Source organism: Paracoccus jeotgali (assembly GCF_002865605.1).
Lineage (GTDB): Bacteria > Pseudomonadota > Alphaproteobacteria > Rhodobacterales > Rhodobacteraceae > Paracoccus > Paracoccus jeotgali.
In genome coordinates, this window is the sequence record NZ_CP025583.1 from 42,501 (window position 1) to 60,493 (window position 17,993).

General features: G+C 61.4%; 16 protein-coding genes, 1 tRNA gene and 2 rRNA genes (1 of these 19 only partly in view). 10 read left to right on the top strand and 9 right to left on the bottom strand.

Annotated features, from left to right (window positions below; genetic code table 11):
• The 9 genes from CYR75_RS00225 to CYR75_RS00265 form a co-directional block, all read left to right on the top strand.
• Window positions 1-941: ribosomal RNA gene (locus CYR75_RS00225) — 23S ribosomal RNA — on the top strand; it begins 1,890 nt to the left of the window's first position.
• A gap of 102 nt (window positions 942-1,043) precedes the next feature.
• Window positions 1,044-1,158: ribosomal RNA gene (rrf, locus tag CYR75_RS00230) — 5S ribosomal RNA — on the top strand.
• Between the two features lie 54 nt (window positions 1,159-1,212).
• Window positions 1,213-1,289, top strand: a tRNA-Met gene (locus CYR75_RS00235).
• Window positions 1,290-1,501: 212 nt separating this feature from the next.
• Window positions 1,502-1,897: an IS66-like element accessory protein TnpA gene (gene tnpA / locus CYR75_RS00240; protein ID WP_101498326.1), complete on the top strand. Its 396-nt coding sequence runs from the start codon at window positions 1,502-1,504 to the stop codon at window positions 1,895-1,897.
• Window positions 1,894-2,241: an IS66 family insertion sequence element accessory protein TnpB gene (tnpB, locus tag CYR75_RS00245; RefSeq protein ID WP_018000156.1), complete on the top strand. Its 348-nt coding sequence runs from the start codon at window positions 1,894-1,896 to the stop codon at window positions 2,239-2,241. The genes tnpA and tnpB overlap by 4 nt, the downstream gene beginning before the upstream one ends.
• A 61-nt stretch (window positions 2,242-2,302) precedes the next feature.
• A complete protein-coding gene (gene tnpC / locus CYR75_RS00250; protein WP_101498327.1) occupies window positions 2,303-3,802 on the top strand; it encodes an IS66 family transposase in 1,500 nt (499 codons plus the stop codon).
• Window positions 3,803-3,872: 70 nt separating this feature from the next.
• A complete protein-coding gene (locus tag CYR75_RS00255) occupies window positions 3,873-4,916 on the top strand; it encodes a hypothetical protein (protein WP_101498328.1) in 1,044 nt (347 codons plus the stop codon).
• A 322-nt stretch (window positions 4,917-5,238) separates the two neighbouring features.
• The gene (locus CYR75_RS00260) at window positions 5,239-6,555 is read left to right on the top strand and encodes a cation:proton antiporter (protein WP_101498329.1); all 1,317 of its coding nucleotides are present in this window, start codon (window positions 5,239-5,241) and stop codon (window positions 6,553-6,555) included.
• A 45-nt stretch (window positions 6,556-6,600) separates the two neighbouring features.
• Complete coding sequence (locus CYR75_RS00265; RefSeq protein ID WP_225972767.1) at window positions 6,601-7,125, top strand: MgtC/SapB family protein; 525 nt, start codon at window positions 6,601-6,603, stop codon at window positions 7,123-7,125.
• A 240-nt stretch (window positions 7,126-7,365) separates the two neighbouring features.
• Here CYR75_RS00265 and CYR75_RS00270 read toward each other — a convergent pair whose 3' ends face one another.
• From CYR75_RS00270 to CYR75_RS00290, 6 genes are all read right to left on the bottom strand, one after another.
• Window positions 7,366-8,280: a 5'-methylthioadenosine/S-adenosylhomocysteine nucleosidase gene (locus CYR75_RS00270; RefSeq protein ID WP_101498331.1), complete on the bottom strand. Its 915-nt coding sequence runs from the start codon at window positions 8,278-8,280 to the stop codon at window positions 7,366-7,368.
• Between the two features lie 675 nt (window positions 8,281-8,955).
• A complete protein-coding gene (locus CYR75_RS15875; RefSeq protein WP_158644532.1) occupies window positions 8,956-9,696 on the bottom strand; it encodes a hypothetical protein in 741 nt (246 codons plus the stop codon).
• 4 nt (window positions 9,697-9,700) lie between these two features.
• Window positions 9,701-10,126: a hypothetical protein gene (locus CYR75_RS15880; RefSeq protein WP_158644533.1), complete on the bottom strand. Its 426-nt coding sequence runs from the start codon at window positions 10,124-10,126 to the stop codon at window positions 9,701-9,703.
• A complete protein-coding gene (locus CYR75_RS00275) occupies window positions 10,123-10,932 on the bottom strand; it encodes a ParA family protein (RefSeq protein WP_158644534.1) in 810 nt (269 codons plus the stop codon). Before CYR75_RS00275 ends, CYR75_RS15880 begins: the two co-directional genes overlap by 4 nt.
• Window positions 10,933-11,499: 567 nt before the next feature.
• Window positions 11,500-11,742 carry a hypothetical protein gene (locus tag CYR75_RS00280; protein WP_101498333.1) on the bottom strand — a complete coding sequence of 81 codons (243 nt, stop codon included), beginning with the start codon at window positions 11,740-11,742 and terminating at the stop codon, window positions 11,500-11,502.
• A gap of 159 nt (window positions 11,743-11,901) precedes the next feature.
• The gene (locus CYR75_RS00290; protein WP_101500774.1) at window positions 11,902-12,570 is read right to left on the bottom strand and encodes a YcbK family protein; all 669 of its coding nucleotides are present in this window, start codon (window positions 12,568-12,570) and stop codon (window positions 11,902-11,904) included.
• A 194-nt stretch (window positions 12,571-12,764) separates the two neighbouring features.
• Between CYR75_RS00290 and CYR75_RS15885 the strand changes: the two genes are divergently transcribed.
• The gene (locus tag CYR75_RS15885) at window positions 12,765-12,938 is read left to right on the top strand and encodes a hypothetical protein (protein ID WP_158644535.1); all 174 of its coding nucleotides are present in this window, start codon (window positions 12,765-12,767) and stop codon (window positions 12,936-12,938) included.
• 100 nt (window positions 12,939-13,038) lie between these two features.
• On the opposite strand, the gene CYR75_RS00295 is transcribed toward CYR75_RS15885, so the two are convergent.
• Genes CYR75_RS00295 through CYR75_RS00305 form a run of 3 tightly spaced genes read right to left on the bottom strand, consistent with a single transcriptional unit; the run spans window position 13,039 to window position 17,993 of the window.
• Entirely contained in the window at window positions 13,039-13,281 is a 243-nt protein-coding gene (locus CYR75_RS00295) for a hypothetical protein (protein ID WP_101498335.1), read from the bottom strand.
• Window positions 13,281-14,024, bottom strand: coding sequence for a DUF2793 domain-containing protein (locus CYR75_RS00300; RefSeq protein WP_101498336.1), 744 nt, complete (start codon window positions 14,022-14,024; stop codon window positions 13,281-13,283). The genes CYR75_RS00295 and CYR75_RS00300 overlap by 1 nt, the downstream gene beginning before the upstream one ends.
• 15 nt (window positions 14,025-14,039) lie before the next feature.
• Window positions 14,040-17,993 (bottom strand): baseplate multidomain protein megatron, encoded by a 3,954-nt coding sequence (locus CYR75_RS00305; protein ID WP_101498337.1) that lies wholly within the window; start codon window positions 17,991-17,993, stop codon window positions 14,040-14,042.

Here is a 17,993-nt window from a genome sequence, read left to right on the forward strand (position 1 = left end):
TCGGGTAAGTTCCGACCTGCACGAATGGCGTAACGACTTCCCCGCTGTCTCAAATGTGGACTCAGCGAAATTGAATTGTCTGTGAAGATGCAGACTTCCCGCGGTTAGACGGAAAGACCCCATGCACCTTTACTATAGCTTCGCACTGGCATCAGGATTGCGATGTGCAGGATAGGCGGTAGGCTTTGAAGCGGGGACGCCAGTTCCCGTGGAGCCATCCTTGAGATACCGCCCTTCGCACTCTTGATGTCTAACCGCGGTCCGTCATCCGGATCCGGGACCCTGCGTGGTGGGTAGTTTGACTGGGGCGGTCGCCTCCCAAAGAGTAACGGAGGCGCGCGAAGGTTGGCTCAGAGCGGTCGGAAATCGCTCGTTGAGTGCAATGGCAGAAGCCAGCCTGACTGCGAGACTGACAAGTCGAGCAGAGTCGAAAGACGGCCATAGTGATCCGGTGGTCCCGAGTGGAAGGGCCATCGCTCAACGGATAAAAGGTACGCTGGGGATAACAGGCTGATGATGCCCAAGAGTCCATATCGACGGCATCGTTTGGCACCTCGATGTCGGCTCATCTCATCCTGGGCTGGAGCAGGTCCCAAGGGTACGGCTGTTCGCCGTTTAAAGAGGTACGTGAGCTGGGTTTAGAACGTCGTGAGACAGTTCGGTCCCTATCTGCCGTGGGTGTAGGATACTTGAGAGGAGTTGCCCCTAGTACGAGAGGACCGGGGTGAACGTTCCACTGGTGGACCAGTTGTCGTGCCAACGGCAGTGCTGGGTAGCTATGAACGGACAGGATAAACGCTGAAGGCATCTAAGCGTGAAGCCCCCCTCAAAACCAGGTATCCCTTGAGAGCCGTGGAAGACCACCACGTCGATAGGCCGGAGATGTAAGCGCAGCAATGTGTTCAGTTGACCGGTACTAATGGCTCGATAGGCTTGATTTGATCCGGAAGTGGCCAGATCGCAAAAAAACGATCCCCGCTTCCAAAAGCATCCTTGGACAACAACCCGCATGTCACGCGGAACGCTGAGCGTTTCTTCTCCGATCTGGTGGACATAGCACGAGCGAAACACCCGATCCCATCCCGAACTCGGCCGTTAAGCGCCGTCGCGCCAATGGTACTGCGTCTCAAGACGTGGGAGAGTAGGTCACCGCCAGATCTGAAAAGAAACGCAAATCTCTCGAACGATAAAAAAACGCCAAAACACAAATGGCGCGGGGTAGAGCAGCCCGGTAGCTCGTCAGGCTCATAACCTGAAGGTCACAGGTTCAAATCCTGTCCCCGCAACCAAAATACTACCACATATCAGCACCTTACGCCCCGCCTCAACGCGGGGTTTTTTGCTGTCCGCAAACGACTCAACACTGACTCAACAAAACGCGAGACGGTGGAGCGCCGGCCGCGCAACCTCCATGTTCTCGTTCATGCTCAGCGCCAGAGGGGCGGAACGCGTCGTAAGCGTCCGGCCTGACCGCCCTGCCGCGTGGTGAAAGAGGCGGATAGTGTCCACCATTGATAGTGGACACTATGGTGATGGCGTGGCGCGTCGGACGAAGCGACTTTGGACGGATGAGGAGAAGCGTTCGATCTGTTTCCAGACGGCGGCGCCGGGCGTTTCCGTGGCTCAGGTGGCGCGGCGCTACGCGGTGAACGCGAACCTGATCTTCAAGTGGCTGCGCGATCCCCGTTATGCGCCGGACCCCACCTCGGTTGCGCCCCCAGCAGAGGAGGCGCGGTTTCTGCCCGTAGAGATCGTCGCGGAGACCAGGTCTACTCCGGCGGCACCTGCCGCCGAGAACCACATCGAGATCGAGCTGGCGGGCGGTCACCGGATGCGGATCAGCGGCAGCTATGATCCTGAGGCGCTGGCGCGGCTGATCCGGGGACTTTCGGCGTGATCCCGGTTCCGGCCAACACGCGGGTCTGGCTGGCTGCCGGGGTCACCGACATGCGCAAGGGCTTTGCTTCCTTGGCGGCGCAGGCCGAGGCGGTGCTGAAGCAGGATCCTTTCGGCGGGCATCTCTTCGTCTTCCGCGGCCGTCGCGGTGATCTGGTGAAGGTCATCTGGTGGGATGGCCAGGGGGCCTGCATGTTCATGAAGCGGCTGGAGCGGGGCCGGTTCGTCTGGCCCTCGGCCAAGGAGGGGAAGGTGGCGCTGACACCGGCGCAGTTGTCGATGCTCCTGGAAGGGATCGACTGGCGTGCCCCGGAGCGAACGTGGCGGCCCTTGGCAGCGGGATAATCAGGGGGGGGGCCACAAGAGAATGATTCCCATAAGGAATCCCGTGGGATAAACTCCTTGCATGCTCGATCAGACCCTGACCCTGCCGGAAGATCCCGAGGAGTTGCGCAGCTTCACCGCGCGGCTTCTGGCCGAGGTGAAGGCGCAGGCGATCCTGATCGAGAAGCTGCGGCACCAACTGGCCGGGCACCGGGCACACCGGTTCGGCGCGTCCTCGGAGACGGCAGAACAGCTTCAGTTGGCTCTTGAGGCCAGCGAGATCGCGGCCGCCGCGATGACGGCGCGGATGCGTCTGCCGGACATCGAGGAGAAGGGCAAACCCAAGCGCCGTCCGATCCCGGATCATATCCCCCGGATGGAGGTGGAACTGATGCCCGGCGCCGATGCCTGTGCCGATTGCGGCGGTCGCCTGCGCCGGATCGGCGAGGACGTCACGGAAGAGCTGGAGTATGTTCCTGGGCGCTTCATCGTGAACCGGATTGTCCGCCCCCGGCTGACCTGCGCTTGCTGCGAACGCTTCGTCCAGGCCCCGCTGCCGTCGCGCCCGATCGAGCGCGGTCGCCCCGGGCCGGGTCTGCTGGCCCATGTGCTGGTCAGCAAGTATGCCGACCATCTCCCCCTCTATCGCCAGAGCCAGATCTTCGGCCGCGAAGGGCTCGATCTCGACCGATCGACCCTGGCCGACTGGGTCGGCAAGACCACCACCCTTCTGGAGCCACTGGCCGAGGCCATCGGGCGCCATGTCCTGTCGGCCGAGGCGATCTTCGCCGACGATACGCCGGTGCGGATGCTGGCGCCCGGCACCGGCAAGACCCAGACGGCCCGGCTCTGGACCTATGCCCGCGATGAGCGCCCATGGGATGGCGATGCTCCGCCTGCCGCATGGTATCGCTTCTCGGGCGACCGCAAGGGTCAGCACCCCAAGGATCATCTGGCCCGTTTCCGCGGCTGGATGCATGCCGACGGCTATGCCGGGTTCGAGGATCTCTACCGTTCCGGCGCCATCCGCGAGGTCGCCTGCATGGCCCATGTCAGGCGCAAGTTCGTGGACATCCACCGATCGCAAGGTTCGCCGATCGCTGAGGAGGCCATCGGCCGCATCGCCCGGCTCTATGCCGTCGAGAAGGAAGCCCGAGGTTCGCCACCGGACCGCCGCGCCGAACTCCGTAAGGCACATGCCGCCCCGGTCTTCGATGACCTGGAAGTCTGGCTGGCCATGCAACTCACCACGATCTCGGGGAAATCCCCGCTAGCGGCCGCCATCCGATACGCCCTCACCAGGATGGAACGCCTGCGCCCCTACCTCGACAACGGCATCCTCGAGCTCGACAACAACGCCGCCGAACGCGGCATGCGCGCCATCGCCCTCGGGCGGAAAAACTACCTATTCGTCGGTTCCGAGGCAGGTGGAAAGGCCGCCGCCATCGCCTACACCCTGATCGAAACAGCCAAGCTCAACGCCATCGATCCCCATGCCTGGCTCGCCGACACCCTGGCCCGTATCCCTGATTACAAGATCACAAAGGTCGATGACCTGCTGCCTTGGAAATGGCGCGGGTAGCGGTCAGGCCGGACGCTTACAACGCGTCGTTGGATGGTGGCGTTGAACTGCCAAACGAAAGGCGTCTGACATGACCAATCTCTTTATCAGCAGCGCAGTCGCGCTGGTTTTGACCTCGACACACCTCGCGGCCGACCCGTTCCCGGCGCAGGGCGACATCGCACGCATCGGAACGGTCCATGGTGAACAGCTCTGGCTGGCCAAGGACTCCAGCGGCAAAGGACACGGTCATGACAAGGGGCTCAAGAAGGGTCATGGCAACGCCGGTAAGGGCGCCCCAGGCAAGGGGAAAGCCCTCGCGGGCAAGGGCAATGCAAAGCCGGGCAAGGGAGCCGATCACCCCGGCAAAGGCAACGGCAAGCCCGATCATGCGGGTGGACCGAAGCTCAAGACGAGCGGCAAAAGCGACACGGGCCGCCGCGCCTTCACCATGGCAGAGCGGGAAGCGGCTTTCAGTCGCATCGTCGCGACGCCGGCCCCCACAGGTCGTGACATGAAGCGCATGCTGGGCGCGGCGGCCCTCGCCTTGGTGACCCCCCAGCTGCTCGTAGCCGATATCCCTGAGGATGAGCTGATCACCTACCGCAACTGCCCACCTGGCCTTGCCAAGAAAGATCCACCCTGCGTCCCGCCCGGTCTGGCCAAGAAAGGCGTAACCTATAATGAATGGGCATCCTACGATCAGGAGAGATACGACACGATCTGGGTCGAGCGTCGTGACGAATGGCTGAGTTCCGAAGCCGAAGCCGGGGTCGACCCGGACCCAGCGCTTCTGCTGTTGCAATCGGATCAGATTGCAGCGCTCTTCGATCTCGCACCCGCACCCGATGGCAAGCGGTATGGTCTCATTGACGGGTTGCCAGTCCTGCTCGGCCAAAAGGATCAGGACGCCCTGCTTCTGGTGAACCAGATGGCACGGGTGCCAGACGTTGTGCCAGGTACGACGATCGCCCCGACTGCCGCCCTGACACAGGATGAACTGATCGACCTCTACCGTCTGCCGCAGCTGGGTGAAGACGAAAACTACGCTGTTGTGAACGGACAGGTCGTTCGGTTGAGCGACTCGAACTACGAGCTTCTTCAGATGCTCCGCGTTGCGCGCGCCGTTCTGTAAAAGGAAAATCGACGAAGCACGCGAAAACATTGACCCTGTTTTTACGCTAGATGATGCAACCGTCGATGAGTGGCAGTTGCATCATCTTCTAGGACCTCCGACGCATGGATTCTCTCGCCAACAAAATCGAGCTGATCGAGCGAATCCAATATGTGGCACCTGGACGTGGAGGTAGAGGCTGTGATGCGACACAGCGAGAGTGGTCAGAAACGACCTTCAGATCTTGGACGCCCGGGAACTCTATCGCTCGCTGAAGACTACTACACGAGCCCAGCGCCACCCCGCATGCTCGCCAATCCGGAGTCGCCACGAGGCCTTCACCATGAACGACGAGGCTTTCTTCGGCTTCTCCGGTTATCATCTCGCGCTGGCAGCGGTCGGCGGCGCGATCATCCTGGCCTACTGGCTGCCCCGCTGGGTCACCCGGCGAGAGCCTGCGGCCTCGGGCCTTCTGATCCTGCTCGGCATGGCGGCGTTCGCGCTGGTGCCGGGCGTGCCGGAGGTGCCGGACCCGCGCGTCACCCCCGGTCCGTGGGAGATCGTGGCCGAGATCACCGTGATTATTGCCCTTTTCGGCACGGGGCTCAGGATCGACAGCCTGTCGAGTCTCAGCCGCTGGGGACCAACGCTCCGCCTCCTCGTCCTCGCCATGCCCCTGACGATCCTCGCCGTGGCAGTGATGGGTCATGCGATCGCGGGCATGACGGTGGGGGGCGCGATCCTGCTGGGTGCCGTGATGGCGCCGACGGACCCCGTGCTGGCTGCCGACGTGCAGGTCGGTCCGCCGCTGGAGGGCGGCGAACACCCCGTGCGCTTTGCATTGACTACCGAGGCCGCGCTCAATGATGGACTGGCCTTTCCCTTTGTTTATCTCGGCATCGCCGTGGCCGCGCAGGGATTGACCTTTGGCATGTGGGGCTTTGATTGGCTCATGCAGGACGTGGTCTGGCGCATCGCCGTGGGCGCGGCGATGGGCGCGACGGGTGGCTGGGTGCTCGGCCAGGTGCTGTTCGTGCTGCCGCGGGGTGCGACGCTCGCCGATACCGCGTCGGGGGTCGTGGCGCTGGCCGGGGTGCTTTTGTGCTATGGCACCACCGAACTTGCCGAGGGTTACGGCTTCATCGCGGTGGCCGTGATGGGCCTTGTGCTGCGTCGGGTCGAGCCCCGCCACAAGTTTCACCGGCGCCTGCACGACTTCACCGTGGCTGTTGAACATGCGCTGACGGCCGTGCTGCTGGTCGGCTTGGGCGCGGTGCTTCCGACGCTGCTGACCGGGCTGACATTGCCGGACGCTGCAATCGCGCTGGCACTGATTGTCGTGGTGCGGCCGGTAGCGGGATGGCTGTCGCTTGCTGGATCCCATATCCGCGGTCGCGACCGGTGGGTGGTGGCAATCTACGGCGTGCGCGGCGTGGGTTCGATCTACTATCTGGCCTACGCCGCAGGCCAGATCGAGTTCTGGGACGAGGCGCGGCTCTGGGCACTGGTTGGCTTCGCGATCCTTGTCTCGACCCTGCTGCACGGCTTCACCGCAGGAATTGCCATCGAGGGATTGTCCCGCGAACGCTGCGGGGAAGCAGGCGGCACTGTTGATGCCTCGGTTCCAGACCGTGCAACCGGAGCCAGGGGTGAAGGCTAGCGGCCGCGCGGATTACGCTTCACTAATCAGACGAAAATTGGGCGCTTGCAATATAAGGTTGAAATTCCGATGCAAGAAATTTGGACAACGATCAGAAGTGAATTTGCTGATATCCCGGACCTTTCGACGTTGACGCGTATCACACTCCGCCTGGGACTCGCATCGATCCTGGGCGGAATTCTGGGGTATGAGCGTGAACTTAAAGCGAAAAGTGCAGGTATTCGGACGCATATGCTTGTCGCCGTGGGCGCAGCGCTGTTTGTTATCGGTCCACTCCAGAGCGGGATGCCGCTTTCTGACATGTCCCGCATCCTCCAAGGCATTGTTCAAGGAATAGGCTTTCTAGGCGCTGGTGCGATTATTGTCCGCGCGTCACAACATCAGATTGAAGGCTTGACAACAGCGGCAAACATCTGGGCCACTGCTGGCATAGGCGTGGTTGCAGGGTTGGGCCTGGAAGCCACCGCGGTTTTGGCAACCTTCATAGTGCTGGTTATCCTTGCGGCAATTCCTTTTGTCATACCGTCGACAGATAAGGTGCGCACGGATCGACACGGTCCTGATAATTGACTGCGGAGCTGCTTTCTGAAACCCTGGCCGGTGCCGACCGCGAAGTTACTGCCACCCGCTGATCGACATTCAGGCTGGCATATGCAATGGACTTTAGTTGCATGTGGTCCTTATCGGACGAAGAAGGGGCTTCTACGAACCTTTCGTTCCGGGTCTGGCGGCAATTCGATTTATATTGCCGTCGACGACGTGGACGCGATGGTCGCCCGCGCCAAGTCGGTAGCTCTCCTGCTCCGGCGCTTACTTGAGGGCAGCGAGAAAACTGCGCATCACCTCTGCGGAGTTACGCGCGGCCAAGCCCATGAACGTGCTCATCTCGTTCTCACCTTCACCGCCACCTGCAAGGTCTGACAGGGAGCGGAAGGCGATGAAAGGAACGTTGTTGGCCCAGGCGACATGCGCCACCGCAGCAGATTCCATATCGAGTACGCTTGCGTCGAACGTATCGAACGCCCATTCCCGCAGGTCGGCATTGTCCACAAACGCCGCGCCTGAAACGCCATTTCCGCCTACCACGATCCGTGGCGCTTTGCTGAGGCAATCGCCTTCGGATGCGCATTTTTCCAGCGACAGATCAGTCGCGACTTCGCGAGCAGTCTCAAGCAGATCTTCATCCACCGGGAACCAGAACCGGGTTTCAGGCTCATCCAAGCCCTCGCGCAGCACGGTCTGATTGCGAACATGGCGCATTCCCATCGGCTCGAAATTCGATGACATCCATGGCGGAATGCTGAAACCATCCGCGGTTTCACGCGCCATAATCGCGTCAAGATATTCGCCCCATTGCTCCGGGATTACCACGTCGCCAATTGTGAGTTCAGGATCCACGCCACCCGCGATGCCTGAGAAGATGATCCCTTCGACACGGAACCGGTCGAGCGCGATCTGCGTATTCATCGCCGCGTTAACCATCGAAACGCCCGACAGAACCAGCACGACATCCTGCCCCTCGAGCTTGCCAGTGACGAAAGGGCTACCATTGATGGCATGAGTCTCGGCGTCCTGCACGCCGTCTTGGAGAACCGCCCATTCCGGATCGAAGGCCGACATGACGGCGAGGCGCGGCGTCTCATCGATGACCTGTGCCAAGACGGGGGTGCCAGCGAGGCAGGCGGCTAGGCTGGCAGCGATACAGGTGGGCTTGAACGCGTCCATCTGGTTCTCCAATGATTATGCCGTGCGGCGGATCGCGCGCGGAATTGTCACAAGTATTCGGCGGCAGAGGCAGATCCGCAAGAGGTCGCCATCCGTCATTGCGACCCGCCCACCTGGCATTGTTGCTGATAAGCGACTCTGCAGAACTAAGAAGCAGTCTGTTCTGTTTTCCGCTGGTTTACCTTTCCTCGCTACCTGTCGCTCGGTGGCGAGCTCGATGCTGGAAAGTCCGCATGGCCAAGGCTTGTTCCGCTTAACATCAGCGTCGCGCCCCTTGCGTGTCTGCGAGCTGGCAATCGAGGCGCAGGCGATCGCACTGTGCGGACCCAATCCCCGGGTCTCGACACCTGATGATCCGGTGCTTTGAGAAAGGCCAGGCGCTGAGAAACATGTTCCGTCGATTGGCAAACGCAAGCGGCCCATAGCGGACGGTCGGCCTCGACTTATGCTGCTTTGCCGCATATTTCCGGAAGCTGCCGTTCTTATCGCTCCGCAGCAAGAAGGCCAGTCAAGATGGCCGCGAACGGGACAGGGAGAACCGCCTAGCATTTGCACAAGAACGCAGCTTTAGAAATCTAGCTAAACTTAATTTCTGTGCAAGCGCGCAGTGTAAGTGATCAAACCGCCATCCTTTCCGAGATGGTTTGATCTTCTCAGAACGTTCGTCGAGAAACTCTATCGTATAATTTTCACTCCCAGTGACGCCTTTATTGCAGAATCACGTGTGGTTGGTATTGCGATCGACAATGCCTCTCGAAGCCCCTTCCGCGCCGCGCCCTTCAAATGGACCGCCAAAAGTGCCAAAATGAGAAGATTGGAGTCACGCAGAACTTTCTTGTGCATTGTATTCCATTTCCCAACTCCGTCAGCTGTTATATTCCACAGCTTAAGACTTTCGACCTCACTGGTCATGCGAAACTCTCGTGCAGAGGAATGGACCACGTTTGACAGATACCGATAGTGTGTCTTCAGGTCTGGCACCCCCTTAATATTTTCAGGCAGACTTGATATATCTGGATGAGCCAAGAAGTAATCGAATAAATCTTTAAATGTCGGCCGATACTTGCCAGCGTCCCACAGCCTATACTCGACTGGATGGTCGTTAAAGTACAGGCAATGCAAAATATTCTCGATCATACTGCGAAGTGACTTCATCGCAGGGCGCCACATGCCAGCGGACATCAAAACAGATGATGTGAGGCCGTCATTTTGCGCTTCGGAATAAAATCCTAGCGCATCAGAAGACAGAGTTTCATCGAGTACGAACACACGCCACGCGTGCAATACCGTGAGGCGCGCATAAGATTCATCCAGAATATTGCCGCCATGACCAGAAACTGCTGCAAGGTTGGTGGTAAATCTCGGGCCAAGATCATCCCGAAAAGTCCTGGCGTTTGCAAGTATTTCATTATCCATAGGGCTATGGTTGGTTCATCAAGATTGACAATGCTCGGGCAAGAGATGAGGTTCGCGTCTCACTTCCCTTGGTCGTCGCGCTATGTACCATGCGCTCGCGGAAATCAGGATTATCCTGAATATACTTTAGAGTTTTTCCCAAGACGTCACGAACGGCATCTGCTTTCCTAACCTCAATAGGAATCCCCAATTGAGCGGTGAGCTCAAGCAACTCTTGCTTACTGTAACTCGCCATTTCCGCTAATAAGGCTAGGCCGGTGCCTTTTTCAAGATCGTCTCGCTTTTCGGGGCCTTCACGAACTACTCTTGACGGTTTCGGATGAGATATATAGGTGGAAAGATTGGTCAAGTCATCAAATTCAATGTTTGGTCCGGCGCGCAGAACGCGGGCCAAGTGAGTAAGGGCTCTGGCGAGTTCATGCGTTTTCATTTGATCCCCAAATTCTGATCAAGCTCAGAAAATATATGGTTGAACTCGGCAATCGCTGACTGATCTCCGCTGCTATATATTGACTGTGCTTTTTCCATTGCGGCGCTTATTGCTGTTCGATCAGTTATTTTACCAGACAGAACATCCCCATTAAACTCGCCGCGAACCACACTTTCAGTTTCGGCGCGATGCTTTGCAGGCCTGCCAACCCTTGAGATAATTATGCCAGAATTTGTCAGGTCAACATCAAGATCCTCGGATAGTGAGCTGATACGGCTCAAGAGAAGCCCAATTCCAAGCACTGACAGATAGTCAAGCGAAACCGGCACAGTGTAGTTGGTGCTGATTGCCAGCGCATTCTGCGTTGGCAGTGTAAGGTTTGGTGGGCAATCGCATATAACGATATCATAATCTTCGATGTGGTCCTTTAATGACTTCTTTAGCTGAAATTCGCGAGCGGTAATGCCGGCTAGGTCGAGGTCGACGGTAAACAAGTCAAGATGAGAAGGGATTAGGTCCACATTGTTCCATGCGTTTTTAATCACGACATCATTGAAACCTCGCGCTACACCTTGCGCGTTCTTGTGTCGCCTAGCCCCCAACAGATCAGCTACTGTTCCTTTTTTTGCAACATGGGACTCCCACCCCTCCACCCCGATCATGCCAAAGCTGGCATTGGCTTGCGGGTCCAGGTCGCACAAAAGAACTTTTCGACCTTTATTTCCACAGTATGCGGCATAGTTTACAGCGATCGTCGTTTTCCCGACGCCGCCTTTCAGGTTAATCGAAGATAAGACAATCGGCACGCAGCGCACTCCTTCAGCGTCGGTTCAAGATCTCGGCACTATGCCCAACGATTGTGTGCACGAAAGTTAATAATGTCTATGGTAAGTTAAACCAAGGGGGGTAACCACAGGGATCACCTTCCCGAGCTGCCAGCATGGTTGCGGTTGTCTGACCTGCCGCGGCGAGGCATCTAATGTGCATCTCCCGAGTGTCCGCGATGGGCTCCGAGGAACATGTTGAAGAACAGGTAGATTCGGCGCGATCAGGTCCCAATGAGCCCACGACCACGGTGGCTCGCTGCGCCGCGCACCGATTCCCGCTTTCTGAGGTTCGCTGTTAATGCGGTGCTGCATCGCCGCCAGACCGCTTTCCGCCCATTGTGACCAAGAGCCAGCTGGCTGCAAAGCAAGGGCTGCCGTGGGCAACTCTGCCCATTCCCCCGCGGGACTGCCCGGGGACCTTCGCGCGATCATTGGTGCGCAGCGGATTTCTGCGGCTTATCTGAGGCGTGAATTCCTAAATCCCGCCGGGCGTGGAGCTGCGGTCAAGCCGCTTAGTGCGTCCCATGTAAATTCTGCCCGATCCGGTCATCCCGTGCACGCTGCCGCCTGCCGCCGCAGGACGTGATAGTCGACCAGCATCCCCTCGATGACCGTTCCGGCTGGCAGGGCGTCGAGCTCCCACGCCGCGCGTGCCTGTGCCTCTGCCGAATAGGGAGCGATTGGCGGGCAGGCGGCGTGGTCAGAAATCTCCGCGGCGCAACCGGTCAGCAAGATCATCGCGATTGCGAGGGCGATCGGCACCGGCGTCCAGCATCCTTTGACGCGCATCGTTGGTCCTTTCGAGGTTGTTCAGGCGCTCGGCAGCTCGGCCCGCGCTCTCGCCGCTGCGTCGGGCGCCAATGGAGAAGAGAAGGATCGCGGCGGCGGGCGCGAGCCAAGGGAGGGCGCGCCGCCAGAGGTTACCCAACGCAGCCGTAAGTACCGCGATCACGGGCGACCTCGCTGCCAGTCCTGGATGCGCGTCCAGACCACCAATGCCACCCCTGCCATCGCCAGGGTCATGAACAGCCAGCGGGCGTTGGAAATCCATGGCAGCAGCGGTGCCAGTGCCTCTTGGGTCTCGGCCAGCGCCTGTTGAGCCAGCTCCGTGCCGGTTGCAGCAACGGTGCCGACACCGGCGATGCCGGCCGCACGCAGAGCCTTGTCTTCGCTCAGGCGGTCAGGGGCCGGGATCGTGTCGATGGCGAAGCGGGAGGGGCGGGAGGGAAAGGGCTCGCCCCAGCCGCGCGGCGAGCCGGTGTCGACATGGACGAAGTTCGAGCGCGGATAGGTGCCAGTACCTGTGAAGCCTGCCGCGCGTGCTGCCCTTATAAACTCGCCCGGATCATGATTGGCCATGGAAATGTCAAACGCCCGCCCCTCAAGATGCATCGATTTCGCCGCACCACCAACACGCTTGTTGTGTTCTGGGCTGCGATATCCGGAATTGATGATTATCGGCCGCCCCAGCGCGCGGCGCAGTGCCTGCAATTTGTCGAGTGCGTCCTCGTTGACGAGTAGCTTACCGGTACCCCGGCAGGCAATCTCGGCTGGTGAGAAGTCGGGCCATCGCCACAGACGCTCGGGGACATTCTTCCAATGCTGGTAATAGGTCATGGGTCTCTCCAAATGAAAAATCCCGCACGGTGGCGGGAGGAGGTGATCCTTTGAGGCAGCTGAGGCGCATTTTGGTTACAGTAATTAATAAAGATTTAAGGCTTCAGCTGTCATGGTTGTTGGTGCTGCGAATGTTAAGGGCGTGACAATGCGAGCCTGGAGCGCCCGGCTTACGACACGTGCAAGGAGGACATATGGCCAGCGGTTATGAGAAGTCCGATTGCGGGGTCGATGTGGAGCGAGGATGGGGCCAACCGACCTGCCTCGAAAACCGGATCCAGTTCCTTGTCGCCGTCACCGGCTTGGTGCTGTGGATTGGCGTTCTTGGTGCCGTAATTCTTCGGATGATCAGGTGGCTCACCGGCTGAATCGATCTCGGCCAAGGCACGATGAGAGTCGATCTCCATCGCAGGTGGAATTCCAACACCAAGCTCTGCCAGGCATCACCAGTGCGGCCCGCACGCGACCTCAGCAATCGCGGCGACTGCTGCTGCGCTCCAGCAGGCGTTTGATGTCGGCGCGCATCTCGCGCAGCATCTCGTTCTGTTCGCGGCGGGTCTCGGAGATGGCCTTGCGGTCGGCGTCGAGCTGCTTTTCCAGCCGCTCGACCTCGCGCAGCGCGCTCTTGCTGGCGCCCTCGAGCCGGATCAGCCAGACGCCCAGCCCGGTTGCCGCCATGATCGCACCCCACCATTCGCGGATCGTGTCCATCAGGCTGGTGCTCCGCAGCTCAGATAATGGATGGCGATGCGCACCGCGCCACCGGTGAAAGCGCCGCCATTGGCGGTCAGGCGCACGGGGGTGTCGGCATAGAAGGCGGTGGGGCCGATGACGCCGATATTGCTGCTGCCCGCGGCCACACCGAGGCTGCCACCGAATTTCGACGGCTCACCGGCAATACCGCAATCATAGGAACTAGCGCCCAGCACGGCGGTGACGGTTCGCACGGAGACGCCCAGCACGATAGCGCGGTCGGGGATGGCGATGCTGCTGTCGACCGAGGCGCCGGTAAGCCCGGTCAGGGTTTCCTCCAGAACCGCTATGCCGGTGGTGGCGCCGTTCGCTTCCCGCGCCACGGCGACGGCGGCGGCCTGCGCAATGAAGCCCATGGCATCGACCACCGGAAGCCAGACGCTGCCAGTCCAGACCACCAGCTGCGCCTCGGCCTCGATCCAGGCGAGCCAGCCGGGCGCGGGCATGATCCGCATCCATGCGCCATCGATCCAGTAGGCGATGCTGCTGTCCCAGCCTGCCCATGCCCCGGTCGCACCGGGTGCGGGGATATAGCGAGCACCCTCGGCCGGACTGGCGGGCGGTGTCGTCAGATCCCGATCCAATACCGCAAGCTGGACGATGCCGTCGAGCAGCCGCAGCGCCTCGTTATGGGTGACGTGTTTCTGAGCCTGTGCGGCCATGATGAAAGGCAGCGCGAGATGCGCTGTTATCTCGGACATCGAGAAATCTCCTGCTTAGAACCAGAGGGTGGTAACGGGTGCCGCACCGGCGCCGAGCGCCTGCCCGATCTGGGCAATACGGATATCGAGGGATGCCCCCGGCCCGAGCGGCGCACCCCAATCGGCGATCTGCTGCGCGCCGGTGTAGACGGCGCAAGTGGTCGCTGCGGTCAAGGATCGCTTGACAGTCGACCCATCGAGGATATCGACCTGCCACGCCTCGGCGGGCTCTGACATGGGGATTTCGACCGCGTTCCAGTTATCGGCGGCGAGTGATCGGTCGCGGCGCACCCAGCGGATCGTCAGATCGCCGGGGCTGCGCGCCCACCGCCACGGCTGCTCGACATGCACGGGTGAGAACGGCCGCAGGCCCGTGGCGGTCGGGGTGAAAGTCAGGGCAGCATAACTGTCGTCACTGACCGGCCGGCTGGCCGGGCCGATCCGCCAGTTCCACGGCAGGCCGAGATCGGCCTCATTGACCGGCAGCGAGGCCACCGCCGCGTCCAGCAGCACCACCTGTGCGCCCGCAGGCACCATGGCGGCCATGTCGGCATCGGTGCCGCGCTGGCCGCGGAGCAGCCGCGTCAGGCGATAGCGGCCGGGGGCGAGCAGTTCGGCCGCGCCGAATTGCAGGATCTCCCAGGCTCCGCCGGGCTGTTCTACGGCAACGGCGTTCTCGCCGGTAAACAGGCGCAGGTCTGTCACGCTTTCCAGCGTCCCGGTCAGCAGTTCCAGATAGACGGAATTGCCATGGTCAAAGCGGGAGGTCGGGCCGGCGTAGAGGTCCGCGACCAGTGCACCTATGCGCGCCCGGGCGCTTAACATGGTCAGCGATTCGAATCCCGCATCCGCGGGACTGCGATAGACGGCCATCTCACCCGGCCACGGCCGCGCATGGGCCGCGATCAGGGGCTGGTGCGGGCTGTGATCCTCGCGCAGTTGCGGCAGGTCCATGAACTTCACCAGCGGCGCGCCGAACACGACCGGCCGTGCGAGATGCGCCGCGCGCGGGCTGCCGGGCGGCAGGTCATAGGCCATGCGATCCTGCCGGATTGCCTCGATGCCACGGGCATCGCCATCGGAAGCCGAGAGGATTCGCATTTCGGCCAGCCGACCATCATGGTCGAGCAAAATCACGTCGGCGGGGTCCAGCGCCAGCATGGACGGCGGGAGCCGGAATGATCCGGTCGCGCGGCCCACCCATGCCTCCATCAGCGCGCGGCGGCAGCGCCGGTCCGCTTCCTCGGGCGGCACTGCCATGGGAAAACTGTCCGATGAAACCCGGCTGGCATCCACCGTGATGCGGCGGGATTCGACGGTGATACCGTCATAATCCTCGTCGGCGCGCGCGACCTGCCATTTCAGCGCCTGCGGCAGTTCGGTCTCCTGCCCGCGCGTGAGGTCCATCACATCGCCGGAGCCGACTGACACCATGGCATCGGGGCCGATCACCGCCACCGGCTTGCTGCCGCGCATCACGAACTTGATCCGGCCCTCGCTTTCGACCGCATTGAAGCCGAAATGCCGGGCCAACATGGTGATCGAGGTGCGGGGCGATTCCAACGCCGAGATCACATAGCCGTCCACCGCGCCGGTCAGGCCAGAGACGTCCACCCAAGGTTCCGGCAGCCCGGCGCGCAGGCAGAGGTGGCGAACCAGCGCCGCCAGCGATACCGCGCCCAGCCGGCCGGTCAGCCAATGCCCGAGCCGCCAGTTTTCCCCGTCGGCCCAGACATCTGACAGTTCGGGGAAGAACGGATAGGGCCGCGCATCCCAGGTCCAGGCGGCGCATTCCGCAACATTGACCATCCGCCCGGCATATCCGGTCGAGGCCGGGTTGTTCGCCGGGTCGCGCCAGAACAGGTAGGTGGCTTCCAGATAGGCCCGCTGGATGGCGTCGTCGCGCCAGCCGCGCGAGAAATGCGGAAAGAAGCTCTCCGACGACTTCGGATCGTAGAACACATTGGGCTGGTTGGTGCCGCGATCCACCGCCGGGCAGCCAAGTTCGGTGAACCGGATCGGTTTTGACTGCGGCACCCATGGGGTCGGCGCCGCGCTCTCTACCCCGCCGAGGCGGTTGTGATGCGGGTTCGACCACCAGGCGCGAATATCCTTGAACCGGAACACCCAGGGCTTGCCCAAGCCATCCGTGATCGGCGTCCGCGTCTGGCTGATCCGGTCGGCCTCGCTGGCATAGAACCAGTCGAATCCTTCACCGCCGGCGATGTTCGATTGCAGGTAAGCGCGATTATGGATCGAGGGCCAGAGCTGCGCATCGGCATGGTCCCATCCGTCGCGCCAGTCGCTGAGCGGCATGTAATTGTCGATGCCGACGAAATCGATGTTCGCATCCGCCCAGAGCGGGTCGAGGTGGAAGAACACGTCGCCCGATCCATCCTGCGGATGGTGGCCGAAATACTCCGACCAGTCGGCGGCATAGCTGATGCGCGTAGCAGGCCCGAGGATCGACCGCACGGCTGCGGCCAGATCGCGCAATTGCTGCACAACCGGATAGGTGGTGGGACCGGACCTGATCTGGGTCAGGCCGCGCATTTCCGATCCGATCAGGAAGGCGTCCACCCCGCCCGCCGCTGCGCAGAGATGGGCGTAATGCAGGATCATGCGCCGGAAGCCCCATTCCCCGGCCGGGCCGGTCCATGTCACGCGGTCGGCGCTGACCGAGAAGTTGGAGGGTTGGGCATTGCCGAAGAAGGATGCGACCTGCGCGGCAGCGGTGCTCGTCTTGTCGACGGTTCCGGCAAAACCAGCCGCGGGCGAGCAGGTGATCCGCCCGCGCCAGGGCAGCACCGGTTGGCCGATGCTCGCGGCGTTGTCGCTCCAGGGATCCGGACGGATATTGCCCTCTGGAACATCCATCATCAGGAACGGATAGAAGGTCACGCGCAGCCCGCGGGCCTTCAACTCACGAATGGCCTGGATGACCGAGAAATCCGCGGGCGTTCCCCCATAGACCGGCTTGCCGTCCTTGTAGCTGACCACCTGCGCTGCAGCGCGGGTTACGCCATTCACCATCCATTCGGGGTTGGTGCGCTTTGCGGCCATTTCCACCTTCGGCCGGATCGTGCAGTTCCCGGCGCGCAGATCGTCACCGAACCATGACACCACCAGCGAGGCGCTCTCGACCTTCGGCACCATGGCTTCCAGCCGGTCGAGCGACACCACCATGTCCGCGATCTCGGCCATCGCATTGACATTCTCGGCGCTGCTGTCGCCGCCCGCGTTCTTGCGCACGATCTGGGTCGAATAGGCGAATTCGCCCGAGGCCGGGATGATGGTCACGGCGGGGACCAGCCCCTCGGCGGTGTCCGCATCCGCCAGAGGACGGACCACCTCGAAGGAAAGCTGCGGCAGGCGGTTGCCGAAGCGCGAGAGCGGCAGCTCCTCGAACATCACATAAGCGGTGCCGCGATAGGCGGGTGTATTGCCCCCGCCCATCTTCGCCGTGATGAAAGGATCCGGCACCTGCGACTCGTCGCCCGAATACCACCGCCACGTCACATCGCTGAGGTCCACAACCTCGCCGTCTGCCCAGATGCGCCCGATGCCGGTGATCGGCCCCTCGCAGAGCGCGACAGCGAAGCTGGCATAGTAAAGGTATTCCTTGGTGGTGACCTTCGGGCCACCGCCTTTGCCGCCGCCCTGGCGGGTGGTGTTGGTTTCCTCACGGAAATCGGTTGCCCAGATGATGTTGCCGCCGAGCCGCATGCGCCCATAGAGTTGCGGGATCACCACGCCCTCGGTGGCTGACGTCACGCGCAGGCTGTCCATGCGCGCGCCCTCGATGCGCTGGCCCGGCATCATCGAGGACACGATCCAGCTGTCGACCATCGAGCCCACGGTCGATCCGATCATGCCGCCGATGGCCGCACCGGTCAGGCCGAGGACGGTGCCGCTGATCATCGAGCCGCCGATGGCAGAGCCAACGGCGCCGAGAACGATTGTGGCCAT